The organism is Roseobacter litoralis Och 149, assembly GCF_000154785.2.
Taxonomy (GTDB): domain Bacteria; phylum Pseudomonadota; class Alphaproteobacteria; order Rhodobacterales; family Rhodobacteraceae; genus Roseobacter; species Roseobacter litoralis.
In genome coordinates this window covers 1,719,876-1,739,037 of sequence record NC_015730.1, presented here as the reverse complement: position 1 = coordinate 1,739,037, position 19,162 = coordinate 1,719,876, and the positions used below count along the sequence as shown (strand labels likewise).

Annotated in this window: 22 protein-coding genes; 18 read left to right on the top strand and 4 right to left on the bottom strand. The window is 57.9% G+C overall.

From position 1 onward, the window contains the following. Positions 1–63: 63 nt before the first annotated feature. The 6 genes from phnC to RLO149_RS08200 all read left to right on the top strand — a co-directional run bounded on the left by phnC (position 64) and on the right by RLO149_RS08200 (position 4,971). On the top strand, positions 64–879 hold the full coding sequence (gene phnC, locus RLO149_RS08225) for a phosphonate ABC transporter ATP-binding protein (protein ID WP_013961618.1): 816 nt from the start codon (positions 64–66) through the stop codon (positions 877–879). A gap of 95 nt (positions 880–974) precedes the next feature. Next, positions 975–1,886, top strand: coding sequence for a phosphonate ABC transporter substrate-binding protein (gene phnD / locus RLO149_RS08220; RefSeq protein WP_013961617.1), 912 nt, complete (start codon positions 975–977; stop codon positions 1,884–1,886). Positions 1,887–1,950: 64 nt separating this feature from the next. Then, the gene (gene phnE, locus RLO149_RS08215; RefSeq protein ID WP_013961616.1) at positions 1,951–2,826 is read left to right on the top strand and encodes a phosphonate ABC transporter, permease protein PhnE; all 876 of its coding nucleotides are present in this window, start codon (positions 1,951–1,953) and stop codon (positions 2,824–2,826) included. Then, positions 2,823–4,139, top strand: coding sequence for a phosphonate ABC transporter, permease protein PhnE (gene phnE, locus RLO149_RS08210; RefSeq protein ID WP_013961615.1), 1,317 nt, complete (start codon positions 2,823–2,825; stop codon positions 4,137–4,139). Before phnE (RLO149_RS08215) ends, phnE (RLO149_RS08210) begins: the two co-directional genes overlap by 4 nt. Continuing rightward, positions 4,136–4,345: a hypothetical protein gene (locus tag RLO149_RS08205; protein WP_044025261.1), complete on the top strand. Its 210-nt coding sequence runs from the start codon at positions 4,136–4,138 to the stop codon at positions 4,343–4,345. The genes phnE (RLO149_RS08210) and RLO149_RS08205 overlap by 4 nt, the downstream gene beginning before the upstream one ends. Continuing rightward, positions 4,333–4,971 carry an LbetaH domain-containing protein gene (locus tag RLO149_RS08200; RefSeq protein ID WP_013961614.1) on the top strand — a complete coding sequence of 213 codons (639 nt, stop codon included), beginning with the start codon at positions 4,333–4,335 and terminating at the stop codon, positions 4,969–4,971. Before RLO149_RS08205 ends, RLO149_RS08200 begins: the two co-directional genes overlap by 13 nt. A gap of 119 nt (positions 4,972–5,090) precedes the next feature. Here the strand turns inward: RLO149_RS08200 and arsJ are convergent, their stop codons facing one another. The 4 genes from arsJ to phnF all read right to left on the bottom strand — a co-directional run bounded on the left by arsJ (position 5,091) and on the right by phnF (position 9,058). Next, complete coding sequence (arsJ, locus tag RLO149_RS08195) at positions 5,091–6,362, bottom strand: organoarsenical effux MFS transporter ArsJ (protein ID WP_013961613.1); 1,272 nt, start codon at positions 6,360–6,362, stop codon at positions 5,091–5,093. Then, on the bottom strand, positions 6,359–7,357 hold the full coding sequence (locus RLO149_RS08190) for an ArsJ-associated glyceraldehyde-3-phosphate dehydrogenase (protein ID WP_013961612.1): 999 nt from the start codon (positions 7,355–7,357) through the stop codon (positions 6,359–6,361). The genes arsJ and RLO149_RS08190 overlap by 4 nt, the downstream gene beginning before the upstream one ends. Then, positions 7,354–8,202 (bottom strand): arsenate reductase/protein-tyrosine-phosphatase family protein, encoded by an 849-nt coding sequence (locus RLO149_RS08185; protein WP_044025260.1) that lies wholly within the window; start codon positions 8,200–8,202, stop codon positions 7,354–7,356. The genes RLO149_RS08190 and RLO149_RS08185 overlap by 4 nt, the downstream gene beginning before the upstream one ends. Before the next feature lie 136 nt (positions 8,203–8,338). Beyond that, positions 8,339–9,058, bottom strand: a complete 720-nt coding sequence (phnF, locus tag RLO149_RS08180; RefSeq protein WP_013961610.1) for a phosphonate metabolism transcriptional regulator PhnF — start codon at positions 9,056–9,058, stop codon at positions 8,339–8,341. An 81-nt stretch (positions 9,059–9,139) separates the two neighbouring features. Between phnF and phnG the strand changes: the two genes are divergently transcribed. From phnG to RLO149_RS08110, 12 genes are all read left to right on the top strand, one after another. After that, positions 9,140–9,595: a phosphonate C-P lyase system protein PhnG gene (phnG, locus tag RLO149_RS08175; RefSeq protein WP_013961609.1), complete on the top strand. Its 456-nt coding sequence runs from the start codon at positions 9,140–9,142 to the stop codon at positions 9,593–9,595. After that, on the top strand, positions 9,595–10,197 hold the full coding sequence (phnH, locus tag RLO149_RS08170; RefSeq protein WP_013961608.1) for a phosphonate C-P lyase system protein PhnH: 603 nt from the start codon (positions 9,595–9,597) through the stop codon (positions 10,195–10,197). The genes phnG and phnH overlap by 1 nt, the downstream gene beginning before the upstream one ends. A gap of 1 nt (position 10,198) precedes the next feature. After that, entirely contained in the window at positions 10,199–11,287 is a 1,089-nt protein-coding gene (locus RLO149_RS08165; protein ID WP_013961607.1) for a carbon-phosphorus lyase complex subunit, read from the top strand. Further along, positions 11,284–12,150, top strand: a complete 867-nt coding sequence (locus RLO149_RS08160) for an alpha-D-ribose 1-methylphosphonate 5-phosphate C-P-lyase PhnJ (protein WP_013961606.1) — start codon at positions 11,284–11,286, stop codon at positions 12,148–12,150. The genes RLO149_RS08165 and RLO149_RS08160 overlap by 4 nt, the downstream gene beginning before the upstream one ends. After that, on the top strand, positions 12,147–12,917 hold the full coding sequence (phnK, locus tag RLO149_RS08155; RefSeq protein WP_013961605.1) for a phosphonate C-P lyase system protein PhnK: 771 nt from the start codon (positions 12,147–12,149) through the stop codon (positions 12,915–12,917). The genes RLO149_RS08160 and phnK overlap by 4 nt, the downstream gene beginning before the upstream one ends. Before the next feature lie 3 nt (positions 12,918–12,920). After that, positions 12,921–13,604, top strand: coding sequence for a phosphonate C-P lyase system protein PhnL (gene phnL, locus RLO149_RS08150; RefSeq protein WP_013961604.1), 684 nt, complete (start codon positions 12,921–12,923; stop codon positions 13,602–13,604). Further along, entirely contained in the window at positions 13,601–14,161 is a 561-nt protein-coding gene (gene phnN, locus RLO149_RS08145) for a phosphonate metabolism protein/1,5-bisphosphokinase (PRPP-forming) PhnN (protein WP_013961603.1), read from the top strand. The genes phnL and phnN overlap by 4 nt, the downstream gene beginning before the upstream one ends. Positions 14,162–14,421: 260 nt before the next feature. Next, entirely contained in the window at positions 14,422–15,615 is a 1,194-nt protein-coding gene (locus RLO149_RS08140; RefSeq protein WP_013961602.1) for an alpha-D-ribose 1-methylphosphonate 5-triphosphate diphosphatase, read from the top strand. Between the two features lie 369 nt (positions 15,616–15,984). Next, on the top strand, positions 15,985–16,437 hold the full coding sequence (locus RLO149_RS08130; protein ID WP_013961600.1) for a MarR family winged helix-turn-helix transcriptional regulator: 453 nt from the start codon (positions 15,985–15,987) through the stop codon (positions 16,435–16,437). Positions 16,438–16,559: 122 nt separating this feature from the next. Beyond that, positions 16,560–17,057 (top strand): cysteine hydrolase family protein, encoded by a 498-nt coding sequence (locus RLO149_RS08125; RefSeq protein WP_245538140.1) that lies wholly within the window; start codon positions 16,560–16,562, stop codon positions 17,055–17,057. 893 nt (positions 17,058–17,950) lie between these two features. After that, positions 17,951–18,325 (top strand): nuclear transport factor 2 family protein, encoded by a 375-nt coding sequence (locus RLO149_RS08115; protein WP_013961596.1) that lies wholly within the window; start codon positions 17,951–17,953, stop codon positions 18,323–18,325. Between the two features lie 183 nt (positions 18,326–18,508). After that, positions 18,509–19,162 carry a CatB-related O-acetyltransferase gene (locus tag RLO149_RS08110; RefSeq protein ID WP_013961595.1) on the top strand — a complete coding sequence of 218 codons (654 nt, stop codon included), beginning with the start codon at positions 18,509–18,511 and terminating at the stop codon, positions 19,160–19,162.

Genomic DNA, 19,162 nt, shown 5'->3' with positions numbered 1-19,162 from the left:
ACTCAAAACCGTCATCAAACCGTAGCTTCCGACAGTTACGCCCTCATCAAACATGGGGGCGATATGCTGAAGATTGATAAGCTGACCAAGCGGTTCGGGGATAAAACGGCAGTGGATGCCGCGAGTATCCGGGTCGAAAAGCCCACCATGATCGGGATCATTGGCCGCTCCGGTGCTGGCAAATCCACGCTCTTGCGGATGGTCAATTGTCTCAGCAACGCCTCTGAGGGCACGATCACCTTTGAAGGTGAAGAGATTACCGGGCTGCGGGGGGCTGCGCGGCGGAATTGGCAATCGCGTTGCGCCATGATTTTCCAGCAATTCAACCTCGTCCCCCGCATGGATGTCGTGTCAAACGTGCTGCATGGCACCCTGAACAAGCGGTCGACCTTTGCGACAATGTTCAACCTTTACCTGCAATCGGACATCCACCGCGCCATTGAAATCCTTGACCGGCTTGGCATCGCCGAACAGGCGGCGAAACGGGCCGAGGCCCTATCGGGTGGGCAACAGCAACGCGTGGCGATTGCGCGCGCTTTGATGCAGGATCCGAAAATCATCCTCGCCGATGAACCTATCGCAAGCCTTGACCCGATGAATGCGCAAGTGGTCATGCAAGCCCTGCGCCGCATCCATGAGGAAGACGGGCGCATGGTCATCGCAAACCTCCATACGCTTGAGACGGCGCGGCGCTATTGCGACCGGGTGATCGGGATGCGCGACGGGCGGATCGTTTTTGACGGCACGCCAGAGCAGCTGACCACCGATGTCGCGCGTGACATCTACGGGGCTGGTGCAGATTTTTCCGAAGCCGCCACTTCCACCGAAATCGAGACACTGGACAGGCCAGACATTCCCAAAGCGAAAGCCTACGCCTGAGCCGGTTTCAGCCTGCGCATCTGCTGCAGGCCACGTAAATCAACCCGCCCTGAAACTGCCGCTCTGCGGTCGGGCAACAAACCACGGAGATACCGATGAAAAAGACCCTCGCACTGGCGCTTGCCGCCTCCACAACACTCAGCACAGGCGCTTTTGCTCAAGACATCACCGAATTCCGCATCGGGATCCTCGGCGGTGAAAACGCGCAGGACCGGATGAACAGCTATCAGTGTCTGGCGGATTACACGAGCGAAGCGCTCGGCGTCGAAACCAAGCTTTTCGCACCTGCCGACTATAATGGCGTCATTCAAGGCCTTCTGGGCGGCACGATCGACATGGCATGGTTGGGCGCGTCCTCCTATGCTGCAACTTTCCTGCAGGACCCGGACGCGGTTGAGCCTGTTTTGATCAAGGTCAATCTTGATGGCTCCGTCGGCTATCATTCCATCGGCTTTGCCCGTGTCGACAGCGGCGTCACATCGTTGGATGACATGGAGGGCAAAGTGTTCGGTTTCGGTGATCCAAACTCCACATCTGGCTACCTTATCCCGTCCATCGAGATCCCGCAGTACAAGGACGGCATCACTATGGAAACCGGCGAATACTTCGGTGAAGTCAAATTCACGGGCGGTCATGAGCAGACCATCGTCGCCGTGAACAACGGCGATATCGATGGCGGCGTCACATGGGCCGATGGACAGGGCAACTGGGAAGACGGCTACAATTCCGGCGCGCTGCGCAAAGCGGTTGATGCAGGTCTCGTCGACATGAATGACATGGTGCAGATCTGGAAATCCAACGTGATCCCCGAAGGCCCCGTTGTTCTGCGTCAAGCCCTGCCCGATGAGGTCAAAGCCACAATGGTTGCGCTGGTTGATGGTCTTTACGAAGCAGACCCGGAATGTGCGTATGGTGTCGCTGCGGGCGATACGCTGGGCTTCCAGCCCGTCACCCACGCGATGTACGAGAGCATCGTGGCGGCACGCCAGTCCGTGATCGGCAACTAAGTCACTTCGCAACGTATCCGGCAGCCTCCATGGGCTGCCGGTATTCTTCTGTTTGGGGGCCGGGATGTCAGACATATCACTTAGCGGTTCGGCGCATACAATAGGCAACATACAGTCTGCCTATATGGCGCAGGTACAACGCCGCAGGCTCTATGGCGGTCTCACCCTCCTGATTTTCGTCGTTCTGATGGTGTCGGGCTTTAATGTCGCGGATGATCGCAATGCCGGTGGTTTCTGGGAAGGTCTTCACCAGATCGGCGACTACCCTGCCGATGTTCTGTCCGAAGCGTGGGAGAAACGCGCCGATCTGCCTGCGCTGATCGCCAAGTATTTTCCCGCCTTGGTGGAGACCATCAACATCGCGGCCGTCTCGACCCTGATCGGGGCAATGGGCGGTTTGTTCCTGTCGCTGCTGGGCACCCGCGGCTTGGCGAAATGGCCGCGTCTGATCCCCTTGTTCCGCCGCATTTCAGACATCATGCGCGCCGTGCCCGAAATCGTCATCGCGTTGGTTCTGATCTTTGTACTGGGTGGCGGCCCGGTGCCGGCCATGATCGCCATCGCCATCCACACGGCGGGCGCTCTGGCCAAGATGTTTTCCGAAGTCTCCGAAAACACCGACCTGAAAGCTGTCGAAGGGCTGTCCTCCACAGGTGCCACATGGTTGCAGCGGATGCTTCTGGGCGTGCTGCCACAGGTCGCGCCAAACTACCTGAGCTATGCTTTGCTCCGCTTCGAGATCAACATTCGTGCATCCGCCATACTGGGCTTCGTTGGCGCGGGCGGGCTGGGATATGAGCTGCGCAATTCCATGGCTTGGGGACCCGGCCGTTTTGATGAAGCCGCTGCGATTTTCATCCTTCTGTTCGGAACGATCGTGTTCTTTGATCAACTTTCCAGCCGCTACCGCAACCGACTGACCGAGGGGCAAGGCCAATGACCGCGATTGATCTGGACGCGACCAAGTTTGAGGCCGAAAAGCTTTTTCAGCGCAAGCGCTTGATTGGCTTTGGCATCCCGTCGATCATCGCCGTCTATTTCGTCTATATATTCTTTGCGTTTGACCTGCCGGGTCTTGCCGGACGCGCCAATATGGAAAACGCCGTGACGCTGGCGTCCGACAGCTGGTCTCACAAGGTGCATGTCACCCGGGACAATAGATCGGGAGAGATCACCTATGCCGTCGAGGGAGAGCGCAAGGGCCGCTACCCCGAGGGTCAAAGACCCGATTGGGTGAGCGGCGATGATGCGATCATCATCGATCTGGGGCGCGCGCATATTGTGCGATACCTGCCAGACAACCGGACCGAGATCGAAATTCCCGGCTTCCCACTGATCAAGGCGCAGGCCGAGGGGCGCACCGTCACGACCAACCTGCCCGATGATCTGCCCGATTGGATTTCCGCCTCCGACCGCCGCGTGGGCATCACCACACCCGAAGGCCGCATCACCCTGACCGGCGCGCGTACCGAAGTGTTCAATTATTTCCCCGGATGGGAGCTGTTCTGGTTCACGCTCGACAGCCCCTATCATGGTCACAGCCTTGGCACGCTGTTGTTCGCAGATCGTCTAGACCCCGCAAGATCAAACATCTCGGGCGCGATTTCGGACTGGTGGAACAATGCCATGTGGCGGCATAAGGATGTGGCCTGGGCCATTGGCGAGACGATCCTGATGGCTTTCCTTGGCACGATGGGGGCGGCCATCATCGCCCTGCCACTGGGGTTTCTCGCGGCCAAACGGTTTTCGCCCTTCATGTTGGTGCGCGCGGCCACTCGCCGCCTGTTCGATTTTGTACGCGGTGTCGATGCGCTGATCTGGACGGTGGTTCTGGCCCGCGCCTTTGGCCCCGGCCCGCTTACGGGCGCATTGGCAATCCTGATCACGGATACCGGCACCTTTGGCAAAATCTTTTCGGAGGCTTTGGAAAACGTGGATCAAAAGCAGATCGAGGGCGTCGCCTCGACCGGGGCCAAACCCTTGCAACGCTACCGCTTTGGCGTCATCCCGCAGATTGTGCCGGTGCTGTTGGCGCAAATCCTGTATTTTCTGGAATCCAACACCCGCTCGGCCACCATCATCGGCGCAATCACGGGCGGCGGCATCGGCCTGATGCTGACCCAAGCGATCCAGACCCAGAAAGACTGGGAGGAAGTCGCCTATTACATCGTCCTGATCATCGCCATGGTGATGTTCATGGACTGGTTCTCAGGCTGGCTGCGCGGCAAGCTGATCGGGCGCAAGGACGCATGACACGCTTCCTGATGACCGCAAGCAAGCGGGGGATTTGCACCCTGATGGCATTGTCCTCCTGCGCGCCGATCCCGAAGCGGGGTAAGGCAGAGGTTGATCTGACCCCATGCGCGGATGCAGCAAAGATCGCGGCGAGAGCGGCAGCTTTTATGATTGAGCAGACCGATAATCCCGATTGGTGGAATGGCGAGGAATGCGTGTTTTGAGTAAGACCAGATTGAAACCGGATGTCCCCTTCATTCATCCCGAGTGCGAGATCACAGATGCAGCATTCGGACAATATGTCGAAATCGGACGCGGCAGCCGCTTGGCTCATTGCGACATGGATGACTATTCATATTGCGACCGATTTGCCGACATCGCCAATGCCTCCATCGGAAAGTTCTCCAACATTGCAGCCTGCGTGCGGATCGGCGCGACGGACCACCCGATGGAAAAAGCAAGTCTGCATCACTTTCACTATCGCTCAGCCGATTATTTCGACGATGCGGCGCACGATGACGCCTGGTTCGATCACAGGCGGAGCCGCCGCACTGTGATCGGCCATGACACATGGCTTGGCCATGGCGCGCAGGTCCGGCCCGAAGTGAACATCGGCCATGGGGCAGTTATCGCAGGCGGTGCCATTGTGACCAAGGATGTGCCGCCGTTCATGATCGTTGCAGGTATTCCAGCTGTTCCACTGCGCCCCCGTTTTGTGCCCTGCGTTGCTGACAGGCTGATGGCGCTTGCATGGTGGGATTGGCCACACGACCGCCTGCGCGGCGCGCTTGATGATTTTCGCACCCTCAGTGCAGAGGAATTTCTGGAGCGCTACGAGGGCACGGTCTGACACACGATGCCACCTGGTTTTAGCCTTGCGTCGTTCGGAAAAGGCAGCCAGATCAGAGGCGTATCAGGAAATCTTTGGGCTAACCGCTTCCAATCTGCCTTGGCATCGGTGCTGCGGGCTTATGATTTGTCGCGATTCTGGGGCGTTAAGAAACCGACCGTGATCGCTGATACCGCGACCATGCCTGCCGCAGTGCCCAGCATGAGGGCCAGACCGCCTGCCTGATACGTCAGGCCCGACAACAAGGTGCCAGCCAAGCGTCCACACGCATTGGCCATGTAGTAAAAGCCCACATCCATCGTGACCCGCTCTGACTTTGTAAACGACAAGATCAGGTAGGAATGCAGCGATGAATTCACTGCAAAGACCGCCCCAAAGATCAGCAACCCGGCGACAAGCGTGACGGTGAGCCACATGTGCGGCCCCGTGGCGGTGATCGCCGCGAGTGTAAGCACCGCCGGAACCGCGGCGAGACCCCAGCCCCACGTGCGCGCCGCGCCAATAAGATCCGCTTCGGACCGTTCCCTCGCCCGCAAGATGCGCGGCGCGTTGGCCTGAACGAGACCATAGAGAATGACCCAAAGGGCCATAAACGTCCCGATCATAAAGAATGCGGCGCGGTTGCCCTCAGTCGTGCCATCCGAGAGCACAGCGTAGAAATAGATCGGAATGCCGACAACGAACCAGACGTCCCGCGCCCCGAACAGGAACACCCGTGCCGCGCTCAGCCAGTTCACGTTGGGAGATTTTGAAAACACTTCCGAAAATTTCGCGCCCTTGCGCCCCTTCGGCAGGCCCGGCGGCATGGCAATCAAAACGGCCAGCAGAATTACGGCAAGGATCGCGGCCATGCCCAAAACCGCCCAGACAAATCCAACCATCGCCAGCAAAATCGCGCCCAGCAGAAAACCCGCACCCTTCACCATGTTCTTGGACCCTGTCAGAATTGCCACCCAGCGAAAGAGTGCTCCATCCTGTGTCGGCGCGAGCAATTTGACGGCGGATTTGGACGACATCTTGGCAAGGTCCTTGGCCACGCCGCTTGCACCCTGCACAAGCATGACAAAAACAACGGATGTGCCAATCGCCCACCCCGGATCAAGCTGTGCCAAGGCCAGCAACGCCAGCACTTGCAACCCCAGCCCTGCATAGAGCGTCGACGTCAGGCCGAACCGCGCCGCAATCCAGCCCGCGCTCAGATTGGTGAGGACGCCGGCGATTTCATAGAGGACAAACAGATAAGCCAGCTGGACCGGAGAGAATCCCAGCGTGTGAAAGTGCAACAGCACCAGCATGCGCAAGGCACCGTCGGTCAGCATGAATGCCCAATAGGCCGCCGTGACCGCGATATAGGCCGACAGGCCCTTCGGGCGCGTGGCGCTTTCGGTCACAGACTATCCCCGACCATGCAGGCCACATCCACCAGCCGATGCGCATAACCCATCTCGTTGTCATACCACGCATAGACCTTCACCTGCGTGCCATTGATCACCATGGTAGAAAGCGCATCAATGATGCTGGATCTTTCGTCGTTTGTGTAATCCGTGGATACGAGCGGGCGTTCCTCATAGCCGAGGATGCCTTTCAGCGGCCCTTCTGACGCGGCCTTGAACAGAGCGTTGACCTCGTCAGCGGTGGTCTGTTGTTCCACTTCGAACACGCAATCGGTCAGTGACGCATTGAGCAGTGGCACGCGGACGGCGTGACCGTTCAGGCGGCCCGTCAGTTCGGGATAGATCAGCGTGATCGCGGTCGCACTGCCTGTCGTTGTCGGAATGAGGGAATTCAGCGCCGACCGCGCGCGGCGCAGATCCTTGGCCGGACGGTCCACAATGATCTGCGTGTTGGTCACATTGTGGATCGTCGTGATGGAACCATGTTTGATCCGCAGGGTATCGTGAATGACCTTTACAACCGGTGCCAGACAATTGGTCGTGCAACTGGCTGCGGTCACGATACGGTGACGCTCCGGCGCATAGATATCGTGATTGACCCCGTAGACGATATTGGCAGCATCCCCGTCCTTGACCGGCGCCGATACAACGACTTTCTGCACCCCTGCGTCGAAATAGGGAGCTATTTTCGCCTCTGTCTTGAACACGCCCGTGCAATCAATCACCAAATCGACGCCCTCCAGTGGCAGCGCGGCGATGTCGCCTGTACCGATGAACGGCAGGCGCTGACCGTCGATTGTCACGCTGTCAGAAGCATGGGCGAAATCGGCCTTCCAGTGGCCATGGACGGTGTCAAATTCCAAAAGATGGGCGTGCATCTCCGGATCACCCGCCGCATCGTTGATCCATGCGATTTCAGCCCCTCGTTCCAGCAGCGGTTTCAAGGCCAGCTTGCCAATCCGGCCAAGGCCGTTGAGTGCGTAGACAGTCATATCTTTGATCCTTTGTCAGTAGATTGGCCGATCCCGTCGACAGCTTGCTGCAACGCCAAACGGTCCAATGACGCAACAGGCAAGGCAGCAAAAGCGATCATGCGGTTGCGCAGCGCGGCGTAGGCATGGTGAAAGGCGAGGCTTTTTTCTGCATCTGAACCCACAACCGTCGCCGGATCAGGCAGCCCCCAATGTGCGCTGATGGGCTGGCCGGGCCAGGAGGGGCATTCTTCATTTGCTGCCTGATTGCAGACGGTGAAGACGAAATCGAAATCCGGGGCGTCCGACCCTTGGAACTCGGAAATGTGTTTGGAACGAAGAAGCGATACATCATGCCCCTTTTGTTCCAGCACCTTGAGTGCAGACGGGTTCAGTTCCGAGCGCGGCTTGGTGCCTGCCGAGCAGGCCGTAAATAGATCCGCCGCGAGGTCGCGCAAGAGAGATTCCGCAAAGATGGACCGCACAGAATTGCCAGTGCATATGAATAGTACGTTATATCTGCGATCCGTAACTGGTTCGTCTTTATCAGGGGCCAAATATGCATTCGCCACACAAATTTCAGGCCTGCCCCGGCAACAGTCGTGGAAGAGATAGTCAAAAGTCTCGCGCGCGGCATCCATGTCGATGGCATACCGCAAGGACGTGCCTACACGCTCTTGACGGATCAGCCCCGCTTGCATCAGGGCGTTCACATAGTTCGACAGCGTATTCCGCTTTAGCCCGAGCGCCTTGGCCAGTTCCGTCGCCGGAACGTGATCAGGATAGCGCCGCATGAGCAAACGAAACAGCGCCAGCCGTTGCGGGTGGCCGAGTATCGAGAGTCGGTTGGGGATCATTAATTCCATAGTTCACGAATATATGAATTAATGACTTCTGGAAAGTGAACCTTTTATGACACGTCGTACTGATGACCATAGGTGTGAGACTGATCAGGCGATCCACGACAACCGGCGAGCCAGTGTCCGGCGGGATGATTAATCTTCAGGTTTCAAGCGTGAGCGTTACCCGGTCTCCTGCAAACCAGGTGCGGCCGTATTCGACGGGTTGCCCGCGCGCGCATTGATTTACACCGGAGGATTTCAGCAGCGGATCGCCTTCGGCAACATCCAAGAGCAGCGCGTGGGTTGGCATGGCGCGCACGGCCGTCAGGCGGGTTGAGGCACGTGTATAGTCGTCGATGCCCACAACGCCTAATGCTTGCGTGACGCTGCTTGTGTCCTTCAACGCAGCGGTGATCCCCAAAAGGCGCGTTAGCGGAAACAGGCTTTCAAATACAGCAATCGGCTGACCATCAGCCAGTGAAAGCCCATGATAGGCACAGACCGGATCGCCTGCCTCAATCTGCAACGCCTGCGCCTCACCAATGGTTGCAGCGCGCTCGTCCAACGCGAGCACGCGCTTTTCTGGCCTGCGTCCTGCTGCGATCAGGTTTTCGTGGAAACGCACCCGCTTGCCGATGGGATAGTCGGTTGGCGTGGCCGCGACAAAGGCCCCTGCACCGCGCCGGGTCCGCACCAGCCCTTCCTCAACCAATGCGGATATCCCGTGGCGCACCGTGTGGCGGTTCACGCCAAAACGCTCTGCCAGCGCGGCCTCGGTTGGTAGCTTATCGCCCGTTTTATAGCGCCCGTCGGCCAAGTCGCTGCGCAAGGCGCCCGCGATGGCCTTCCAGATCGGAGTTTTGTCGGAGCTGTCACGCAAAATTCACAAATCTCTTCTGTCATAAAGGTGGGGATATGATAAGATATGTATAGTTGTATAGGAAAGAGACAAGTTGTCGAGATGAAAGACACTGTAAGCGAAAATAATCCCCGCAAGGCGTGGATGGGCCTGCTGGCAAAAGCGTCCGAAGGCCGTGTGGCCGCCCTGTTGGATGCTGAAATATCGCGCCCTGCTTTCACATGGCTGCGCGCACCGGAGATTGGCAGCACGATGGTGCGCGCGCGCGCTGGTGCCACCGGTGCGCCCTTCAATCTGGGCGAGATGACCATAACCCGCTGCGCACTGACGTTGGAGACCGGCGAAGTCGGACACAGCTATATTCAGGGGCGGCGCAAAGCAGATGCTGAGGTCGCCGCGCTGGTTGATGCGCTTATGCAGACCCCAATGGCGAGCAGGCTGCGCGAGACGGTTCTTGAGCCTCTGGAAGCAGAAATGACCGCCATGAAAGCCGCCCGCGCCGCCAAGGCGGCCGCAACCAAGGTTGATTTCTTTACCATGACCCGGGGAGAAGACTGATGCAGGCAAACACCCTGTCCGGCGGCTTTACCGATCCGGCCACCCAGTCAGCCCACGCCTTTCGCAGTGTGATGGAGGCCATGGCGCGTCCGGGCACCCTTCAGGATATCGAAGGGGCCGCACCCCCTGCCCCTGTGTCGCCCGCGATGGGCGCTGTTCTGCTGACGCTCTGCGATACGGAAACACCAATTTATCTGGCGGGCGACATGGATTGTGATGTAGTGCGGGCGTGGCTGTCCTTTCACACAGGCGCCCCGTTTGTTGGCCCCGCGCATTGCATGTTTGCGGTGGGCACATGGGACGCGCTGGTGCCGCTTGCGGTCTATCCGATCGGCACGTCCGAGTATCCTGACCGCTCGGCCACGCTGATCGTCGAATGCGACGCGCTTGTCACCTCAGGTGCAACACTGAGCGGTCCCGGTATCAAGGATCACGCCGCGCTTTCCTTGCCGGAAGTGGAGGCGTTTCAGGCCAACCGAACCCTATTCCCGCTGGGGCTGGATTTCATTTATACCTGTGGCGAACGCCTCGCGGCCTTGCCCCGCTCAACCGAAGTTTCGCGCTCAAGTGTTCCAGCGCGCGCGCACGCAGGAGCATCCTGACATGTATGTAGCAGTCAAAGGCGGAGAGCGGGCAATCGAGAATGCCCATGCCTGGCTCGCCGAAGAACGCCGCGGTGACACGGATATTGCGGAACTCAGCATCGCGCAAATCCGCGCGCAACTCAGTCTTGCCGTCAATCGTGTCATGGCCGAAGGGTCGCTTTATGATCCGGACCTTGCGGCACTCGCGATCAAACAGGCGCGCGGCGATCTGATCGAAGCGATCTTCCTCATTCGCGCCTATCGCACCACGCTGCCACGCTTTGGGGCGTCCGAGCCTGTCGATACCGGCGCTATGGCCTGTGATCGCCGCATCTCGGCCACGTTCAAGGACTTGCCGGGTGGGCAGGTCTTGGGTCCGACCTTTGATTACACGCACCGTTTGCTCGATTTCAAACTGGCCGCAGATGGTGAAGTGGCCGATGCGCCCTCCCGTGACGCCGAGCCGGGCAATGTCCCGCATGTCACCGAATTCCTGAACCGCGAAGGGCTGATCGAAGAGGCCCCTCATGACGACACACCGCCCCCCGACCTGACCCGCGAACCGCTTGAGATGCCTGCCGACCGCGCCCTGCGACTGCAGGCGCTGACCCGCGCGGACGAAGGTTTTACCCTCGGCCTCGCCTACTCCACACAGCGCGGCTATGGGCGCAACCATGCCTTTGTGGGCGAGTTGCGGATCGGGTCCGTTCCGGTTGAGATGGACATTCCCGAACTGGGATTTGCCGTTGAGATCGCAGAGGTGACCCTGACCGAATGCGAAACTGTCAACCAGTTCACCGGATCGAAAACCGAACCTCCGCAATTCACCCGCGGCTACGGGCTGGTTTTTGGCCAGACCGAGCGCAAGGCGATCTCCATGGCCTTGGTAGACCGCGCGCTACGCTGGGAAGAATTGGGCGAGGATAACGTCGGTGCACCCGCACAGGACGCGGAATTCGTGCTCTATCACGCCGACAATATTCAGGCGACGGGGTTTCTGGAGCATATCAAACTGCCCCATTACGTCGACTTTCAATCTGAACTGGAACTGGTGCGCAAGCTGCGCCGCGAAGCGGGTGCGCAACAGATGCAGGAGGCAGCGGAATGACCGAGTATAACTTCGCTTACTTAGATGAACAAACCAAGCGCATGATCCGCCGTGCGATCCTCAAGGGGCTGGCGATCCCCGGCTATCAGGTCCCTTTCGCCTCGCGCGAAATGCCGATGCCATACGGTTGGGGAACGGGCGGTGTGCAGGTCTCTGCTGCGGTACTCACGCCCGAGGACAGGTTCAAGGTGATTGACCAAGGGGCCGATGACACCACAAACGCGGTTTCAATACGGACCTTCTTTCAACGCACTGCAGGAGTTGCGACGACCACTGCGACACGTGACGCCACCGTGATCCAGACCCGGCACCGCATCCCCGAAGAGCCACTGCACGAGGGTCAGATCCTTGTTTATCAGGTGCCGATCCCCGAACCGCTGCGTTTTCTTGAACCCCGTGAAAGCGAGACACGTAAGATGCACAGCCTTGAAGAATATGGACTGATGCATGTGAAACTTTACGAAGATATCAGCCGTCACGGCCATATTGCGACCTCTTACGCCTATCCGGTGAGGGTCGAGGGGCGCTATGTGATGGACCCCTCGCCGATCCCCAAATTCGACAACCCCAAACTGGGCAATATGGCCGCAATTCAGCTTTTTGGCGCGGGGCGCGAGCAACGTATTTATGCGCTACCGCCCTATACCCAAGTGGTCAGCCTCGACTTTGAGGATCACCCGTTCGAGGCGTCCAAGGCCGATCACCCCTGCGGCATGTGTGGTGCAACCGACAGCTATCTCGATGAGTTGATCATGGATGACGCAGGGGGGCGGATGTTTGTCTGCTCTGACACTGATTACTGTGAAGCGCGCCGCGCCGCGGGCCACATCGGTAAAGAAAATGGCGGAAAGGACGCAGCATGACACCTTTGCTATCCGTTCAGGGCATTACCAAGCGATACGGCACTCATATCGGGTGCGCGGATGTTTCGTTTGACCTCTATCCCGGTGAGGTTATGGGGATTGTTGGCGAAAGCGGATCGGGGAAATCCACCTTGCTCAATTGCATGGCAGGACATTTGGTCCCCGATGCCGGACAGGTGGTGTTCGACACCCGCACCAACGGCCCGCGCGACACCATCACCATGTCCGAACCCGAACGGCGCATGCTGGGGCGCACCGATTGGGCCTTTGTCCACCAACACGCCCGCGACGGGCTGCGCATGGGCGTGAGTGCGGGTGGCAATGTGGGCGAGCGGTTGATGGCTGTGGGCGAACGCCACTACGGCGACATCCGCGACAAAGCCACGGACTGGCTGGGCCGGGTCGAGATCGATGCATCCCGTGTGGATGACCGGCCCACGACCTTCTCTGGCGGGATGCAGCAACGCCTGCAGATCGCGCGCAATCTGGTGACGGGCCCGCGTCTTGTGTTCATGGATGAACCCACAGGCGGCCTTGATGTGTCGGTTCAGGCGCGCCTGCTGGACTTGCTGCGCGGTCTCGTGCGCGACATGGGGCTGTCAGCGATCATTGTAACTCATGATCTGGCTGTCGTGCGCCTGCTGGCGGACCGCCTGATGGTCATGAAGTCCGGTCACGTTGTCGAGGCGGGCCTGACCGATCAGGTGCTGGACGATCCGCAGCACGCCTATAGCCAGCTTCTTGTCAGTTCCGTTTTACAGGTATGAGCCATGATTGAACTCAAAGACGTTTCCAAAACTTTTACCCTGCATAATCAGGGAAGTGCTGTGATTGAGGTGATCAACGATGTGTCCTTCGCGGTTGCCCCGGGGGAATGCGTGGCGCTCACCGGAGCCTCTGGTGCGGGTAAATCCACGCTGATGCGGATGATCTACGGCAATTACCTGACGCAGGCAGGTGAAATTCGCATTGGCGGTTTGGACATTGTTCGCTCTGAGCCGCGCGACATTATCAAATTGCGCCGTGACGTGCTGGGCTATGTAAGCCAGTTTCTGCGTGTGGTGCCGCGTGTCCCAACGCTCGATGTCGTGGCAGAGCCGCTGCGCGCTTTGGGCGTATCGACAGATGAAGCGCAGAACCGTGCATCGGCGCTTCTGACCCAACTGAACATCCCCGAAAGACTGTGGTCCCTTTCCCCCACAACCTTTTCGGGCGGCGAGCAACAGCGCGTGAATATTGCCCGTGGTTTTGCCCATGCCTACCCTGCGATGCTGCTTGATGAACCCACCGCGAGCCTCGACGCTGCAAACCGCGAGGTGGTGCTCTCCCTGATCGAAGAGGCCAAAGCGCGCGGCGCGGCCATCATCGGTATTTTCCATGATGAGGCCGCCCGTGCCCGCGTTTGTGATCGCGAAATTGATGTCGGCCGCTTTACCCCCGGAATGGCGGCATGACGCGGAACGCAACGTCCGGGGGACGCCTCATCGCGGTTGTCGGCCCATCGGGTGTCGGCAAGGACAGCGTTATGGCAGGCATGCGCCGCGCCATCCCCAGTTTACATGTGGTGCGCCGCGTTATCACCCGGGCGCCCGGTCTTGGCGGCGAAGACTACGACGCGGCGAGCGTGGCGCAATTTGAAACCATGGTTGAAGATGGCGCTTTTGCGCTGCATTGGGGCGCGCATGGTCTGCATTACGGCATTCCGGTCACCGTCAAGCACCACCTTGGACAGGGCACCGATTGCCTTGTTAATTTCTCCCGCAAAGCTTTGGCCCAAGCGGGCGGGATGTTTCCACGGCTCGTCGTTCTCAACATCACCGCGAAACCGGAAACGCTTGCGCAGCGTTTGGCCGCACGGGCCCGTGAGACGGAAGAGGAGATCAGCAAACGCCTTGCCGAGGCTGACAAACCCTTGCCCGCCGGGCTCGAGGTGATCCACCTCGCCAACGATGGCCCGCTGTCCCAGACCATCGCCCGGGCGGCGGACCTGCTTCAGCCAGTGAGTGTGTAGCGATGGACCCCCTCAAACCGGCCATCTTCCCACTCACCGCACAAGGCGATCTGTTCCAGAACGTCATGCCCGTAAGCCAGACGCAAGGGCTGATTGAAACGCGTCGTTGCGCGGTGTCATCGTGATGTCATTCAAAACCCGGCATATCCGGCTGGGGTGTCTCACGGCCCTGCGCTACATCCTATCCGAACCAAGATGCGCCGAAATCAGCCAAGGGCCCAGTCGGCGGCACACAATAAATTGCAAATCGAGAGCATGACATGAATTCCCCTTTTTCCACGTCCTCTTTGACAAAGGCTTGTGACAATGGTGTGTCAAGCGATCTATGTCTCGCCAATGCGCAGCTTGTTTTGCAAGATCAAGTGCTTACCGGTGCGGTGACAATCGAACAAGGCGTCATTTGCGACATTACTGAGGGGGATCATGTCCCGACCGGTGCCGTGGATTGTGCCAGTGATCTCGTTCTTCCCGGTCTTGTCGAACTGCATACAGACAATGTCGAACGCCATATCGAACCGCGCCCGGAGGTGGACTGGCCACATTTGCCCGCCCTGATCGCGCATGATGCAGAACTGGCGTCCACCGGTATCACGACGGTATTTGACGCCATGCGGGTGGGCTCCATCCACAGCGGCAAGGGTCGCTACACCGACTACGCCCGAAAGCTTGCGGATGAACTCCTCGCAGCGCGCGCGCAAGGGTATTTCAAGATCAGTCATTTCCTGCATCTGCGGGCTGAAATCTGTTCAGAGACGCTGCTTGAAGAATTGGCGGCGTTCGGACCCTCAGACAGGGTCGGCATCGTCAGCCTGATGGATCACACCCCGGGCCAGCGCCAGTTTCGTGACCTGACGGCGCTGAAAACCTATGTCGCCAAGAAACGCGGGATGAACGACGCGGAATTTGCCGAACATGTTGAGACCCTTTTGGCTTTGCAAAAACGCCTCGGGGCAAAACACGAGGCGGGTGCAGTGAAAGAGGCCCGCCGCCTTGGTGCAGTTCTGGCCAGCCACGATGATACCACGGCCGATCATGTCGAAACCTCCGCGGGAAACGGCGTGGGTTTTGCCGAGTTTCCCACGACGGTTGAGGCCGCCAAAGCCTGTCGCGTCAACGGCATTGCCGTCATGATGGGCGCACCCAACCTGATCCGCGGCGGATCGCATTCTGGAAATGTCGCGGCAGAAGATCTCGCAAGAGCCGATCTTCTCGACATTGTCTCGTCAGACTATGTGCCCTCGGCGCTGCTTCTGTCTGCCTTCCGCCTTGCAGATATCTGGAATGATCTGCCCCGCGCCATTGCAACAGTGACCAGTAACCCCGCAGACGCCGTGCGGTTGCAAGACCGTGGTGCTTTGAAAACAGGTTTGCGCGGTGATGTCTTGCGTGTGCGCAAAATCGAGCAAACGCCTCTGCTCCGCGGCGTCTGGAGCCAAGGCAACAGAGTTGGCTGAGGCTTTTGGGAGTCTCGGCCGCACACGTGCCACAGGTTTCATGAAACCGTTGGGCCATGGATATGCACCTCCATTGCTCGACGAAAAGAATGAACCTGCAGCGTAGTATGAAACTGAAAGCCCTTTGCTGGGTGCAAGCCTTGCCGCTGCGTCTGGCTGTGCAGCGACACCAGAAACCAGAAAACTTGCCCTTATTGATGTGGAAGACATGGAACTGGAACCACTTGACCAAGTCGCCATAGATGTCGCCAGAGCAGTTATCACTGAGAAGGCACGGCTTTCAGCAAGCGTTGACGGCAGACAGTTTTTGCTACGTCCAAGCGCACCCCATATTGACATGTATGTTGTCACTTTGACATTATACATGTCATGGATAAAGATGAACAACTCTACAGGCTGATATGGCTATCGCGCCCGCTGATGCAGGCTGCGGAAGCCGTTGTCGAGCGCGGTCTGGACGGTACCGGGCTGACGGTCAGAACGCGCGCAATTCTTGAAATTCTCTCCACGCATGGTGAGGCGACGGTCCCCGATATCGCGCGCGCGCTGGAGATAAACCGACAGTATGTCCAGTTGATGGTCAACGAAACCCTTGCAGAGAAGCTGACAATCAAACAAGCGAATCCACGTCATAAAACGTCAACCAAGATCGCGCTGACGCAAAAGGGTCGTGCATTGATCGAGAAGGTTGTTTGCAACGAGATGGAGTTGGTCCGCGCGATGGCTGAACACCTCAAAAGCACCGATATTGAAACAGCTCTCGTTGTGACCTCAACGTTGATTGAACGACTTAAATCCAACACAGGAGAACCCCGAAAATGAGTTGGCTACTACCCGCTTTAATGGTTCTTGCCCCTGCACTTTGGTTTGCTAACGGGATTCGGAAGATCGGAAAGATTAGTTCAGGAGACCCAATCGGACCGCGACCCGGCACGGCGCTGTTGATGATTGATCTGCAAACCGTGTTCTGGGCGTCCGGGATTTTTGGCGAGAGCGTGAAAACAAAGGCCAAAGCGACCATTCTATCAGAAGCTGAGGCTGCCAAGACAAATCGCATTCCAATCATTGCTGTCAGGCAGGAATGGTCAATCCCGTCAACGCAGGCCATTGCAAGGCTTTTGATGAAGGGTCAGGCGGTCGCAGGGACACCGGGCACTGAAATCGCCAGCCCTTTCAGCGATCTTGCCGACCACGTCCTTGTAAAACGCGTTCAGGACGCGTTCGAGACCGGTGAGTTAGACAAGCTTCTCGTGGGTTTGGACGTTGGAAAGCTCCGTATTGTTGGGCTTGATACCAATTACTGTGTGGCCAAGACCGCGCTGGCCGCACGCCAGCGCGGATTTGAAGTAGAGATCGTCACGCGCGGTGTATTGTCTGCGGATACCACTGCTGCGGAAAAAACCCTCAATATGCTGCGGACCCGGCTTGTGACGCTGGACTAACGGCCAAATACTCATAGAAAAGGCACCCCAGTGCACTCTTTTCGTACGTCTTGCCCTGCCGCACGTTGATATGTGTCCATTCCTTGGTGACTTGATCCAACTCGCTTGAAGGATGCATTCCAAATAGAGCGAGAGAGACGACAACGACCAAAACCAAAAGGATATCAAGTACTGGCCGAATTTGGTCTTGCGATCCAGAGAGAACGAGAAGCTCTGCAAAACGTAAAAACCAATGGCGACGGCTAGTAAGACGACCCAACGCGGCGCCAGTCCCTCTGTGCTCGAAACGTGTTGCTTGAGCAGAGCGATATGTTCCATCTGAGCCCAAAAGACCAAACGGCATAAAGGGACCGTTGGAGGACAAGGGCTATTGTCAGAAAGGAGAAGCCGTAGTGCAGCAGCCAGACTCCACGCGTCTGCTCTCGCTATCCGCGACCGGGAAATAGAGACCGCAGCATCAATCAACCATGGCAAGATACCTGCACCAGCAAAGCCATTAGCTCCGATCCTCAAGCAGCACATTGACATTCTCAACCGAGTTGAGCATATGCTCAATTAAGTATGCGGTGGTGCTTTGGTGAGAACAAATCGTGGCAAGAATAAAATGATTTTCGATCTGGAGAATTATCTGAGTTCGATCTGGCGCATTACGGTCGAACGGGGTGATATCGTGCCCCTACCGGATGATTGCGCGCAGATGAAGGCTCATGTCGCAATAGATTGGAACCCAGATGGTGACTCAACGATCCCGCGCGCGCCTGCGGCATCATTGAGGGATATCTGCTTCCGCCTCAACTCACCCCGATTGGACGGCGTTCAAAGCACCACGAGACACGCACCTTGGGCATTTGCAACAACACAGGCAGATTGAAACAGACCAAGGCAAACGCGACATGAAAGGCACTCATCCAAACATCGACGTTATCGCAAGGATCGACACGGCTGACATGATCGCCAGTGCGGACGTGTTTCATTCAGACGTCGTTTGGCATTTTTTCAACCCCGACGCGCCGGAATTGGCAGGATCTTACAAAGGTATGGCTGGAATTGCCGATTTCTTCCAGAAGGTCCGTAGTTACGGCGAAGGGAATTTTGTGATTCAGCCGCATGCCGTTCAGGCTGTTGGAGACGAGCTTGTGGTAGTGCATAGCCGCAACCAACTTGGAAAAGGTGAAAAAGTAATGGAGTTTGATGTGGTCGTGGTTTGGCGCATTCTCGACGGAAAGGTCTCGGAGGTTTGGGATATCCCTGCAAAGCAAACGGCCTGAGCCAACCGGTTGGAGGCCCGTCCGGCCCTGCGAAAGTGCCCTTTCCATGAGGCAAATAGCAACTATCGGCACCGTGTCAGATCAAACCGCCCCGCTTTCTTGAATTGAGAACCATCAAACAAGACACTGATTACCTTGACTATACGCGGTTCTGAAACCGTACGTCCGAAAAGGAGAAATCGAATGCCATTTGCTCTGCCAGACCCGAAACGTCGAAACCCCCTCCTCTTTCCTGACGGGTCACACGATCCTGCAACCGTCTTTCTCAATCAGGTCATCGATCATCCCAATATCGAGATCGGTGACTGGACATATTATCATGACCGACGCCTGCCCCAGGACTATGCGGAAACTCTTGCACCTTATCTGTTTCAGGGGGCCCCCGAACGCCTTATCATCGGGCGTTTTTGCCAGATCGCGCAGGGTGTAGAGTTCATCACGGCGACCGCAAACCATCCGATGTCCGGTGTCTCAACCTACCCTTTTGCAATTTTTGATCCCCCTCGGTTCGCAAGCTACCGATCGGACCTTCCTCGCGGGCACGACACGATCGTCGGCAATGATTGCTGGATTGGACGTCGCGCGACACTCTTGCCCGGCGCAGAACTTGGAAACGGCGTTATCGTAGCCGCAAATGCAGTTGTCCGCGGAAAAATCCCTGACTATGCCATCGTTGGCGGCAACCCGGCGGAGGTTATCCGCATGCGCTACACCGAGCAGGATATCGAAACGCTGCTTGGGCTTCGCTGGTGGGACTGGCCGACGAAGGCGATCGAGAACGCTATTCCAGCCATCGAGGCCGGAGATGTGGCGGGCTTGCGCGCCGCAGCACCGTAA

Bases quoted from the DNA above. Each gene is read 5' to 3' on its own strand.
- phnC (WP_013961618.1), top strand. From the start codon at position 64: ATGCTGAAGATTGATAAGCTGACCAAGCGGTTCGGGGATAAAACGGCA.
- phnD (WP_013961617.1), top strand. From the start codon at position 975: ATGAAAAAGACCCTCGCACTGGCGCTTGCCGCCTCCACAACACTCAGC.
- phnE (WP_013961616.1), top strand. From the start codon at position 1,951: ATGTCAGACATATCACTTAGCGGTTCGGCGCATACAATAGGCAACATA.
- phnE (WP_013961615.1), top strand. From the start codon at position 2,823: ATGACCGCGATTGATCTGGACGCGACCAAGTTTGAGGCCGAAAAGCTT.
- RLO149_RS08205 (WP_044025261.1), top strand. From the start codon at position 4,136: ATGACACGCTTCCTGATGACCGCAAGCAAGCGGGGGATTTGCACCCTG.
- RLO149_RS08200 (WP_013961614.1), top strand. From the start codon at position 4,333: ATGCGTGTTTTGAGTAAGACCAGATTGAAACCGGATGTCCCCTTCATT.
- RLO149_RS08190 (WP_013961612.1), bottom strand. From the start codon at position 7,357: ATGACTGTCTACGCACTCAACGGCCTTGGCCGGATTGGCAAGCTGGCC.
- RLO149_RS08185 (WP_044025260.1), bottom strand. From the start codon at position 8,202: ATGGAATTAATGATCCCCAACCGACTCTCGATACTCGGCCACCCGCAA.
- phnG (WP_013961609.1), top strand. From the start codon at position 9,140: ATGAAAGACACTGTAAGCGAAAATAATCCCCGCAAGGCGTGGATGGGC.
- phnH (WP_013961608.1), top strand. From the start codon at position 9,595: ATGCAGGCAAACACCCTGTCCGGCGGCTTTACCGATCCGGCCACCCAG.
- RLO149_RS08165 (WP_013961607.1), top strand. From the start codon at position 10,199: ATGTATGTAGCAGTCAAAGGCGGAGAGCGGGCAATCGAGAATGCCCAT.
- RLO149_RS08160 (WP_013961606.1), top strand. From the start codon at position 11,284: ATGACCGAGTATAACTTCGCTTACTTAGATGAACAAACCAAGCGCATG.
- phnK (WP_013961605.1), top strand. From the start codon at position 12,147: ATGACACCTTTGCTATCCGTTCAGGGCATTACCAAGCGATACGGCACT.
- phnL (WP_013961604.1), top strand. From the start codon at position 12,921: ATGATTGAACTCAAAGACGTTTCCAAAACTTTTACCCTGCATAATCAG.
- phnN (WP_013961603.1), top strand. From the start codon at position 13,601: ATGACGCGGAACGCAACGTCCGGGGGACGCCTCATCGCGGTTGTCGGC.
- RLO149_RS08140 (WP_013961602.1), top strand. From the start codon at position 14,422: ATGAATTCCCCTTTTTCCACGTCCTCTTTGACAAAGGCTTGTGACAAT.
- RLO149_RS08130 (WP_013961600.1), top strand. From the start codon at position 15,985: ATGGATAAAGATGAACAACTCTACAGGCTGATATGGCTATCGCGCCCG.
- RLO149_RS08125 (WP_245538140.1), top strand. From the start codon at position 16,560: ATGATTGATCTGCAAACCGTGTTCTGGGCGTCCGGGATTTTTGGCGAG.
- RLO149_RS08115 (WP_013961596.1), top strand. From the start codon at position 17,951: ATGAAAGGCACTCATCCAAACATCGACGTTATCGCAAGGATCGACACG.
- RLO149_RS08110 (WP_013961595.1), top strand. From the start codon at position 18,509: ATGCCATTTGCTCTGCCAGACCCGAAACGTCGAAACCCCCTCCTCTTT.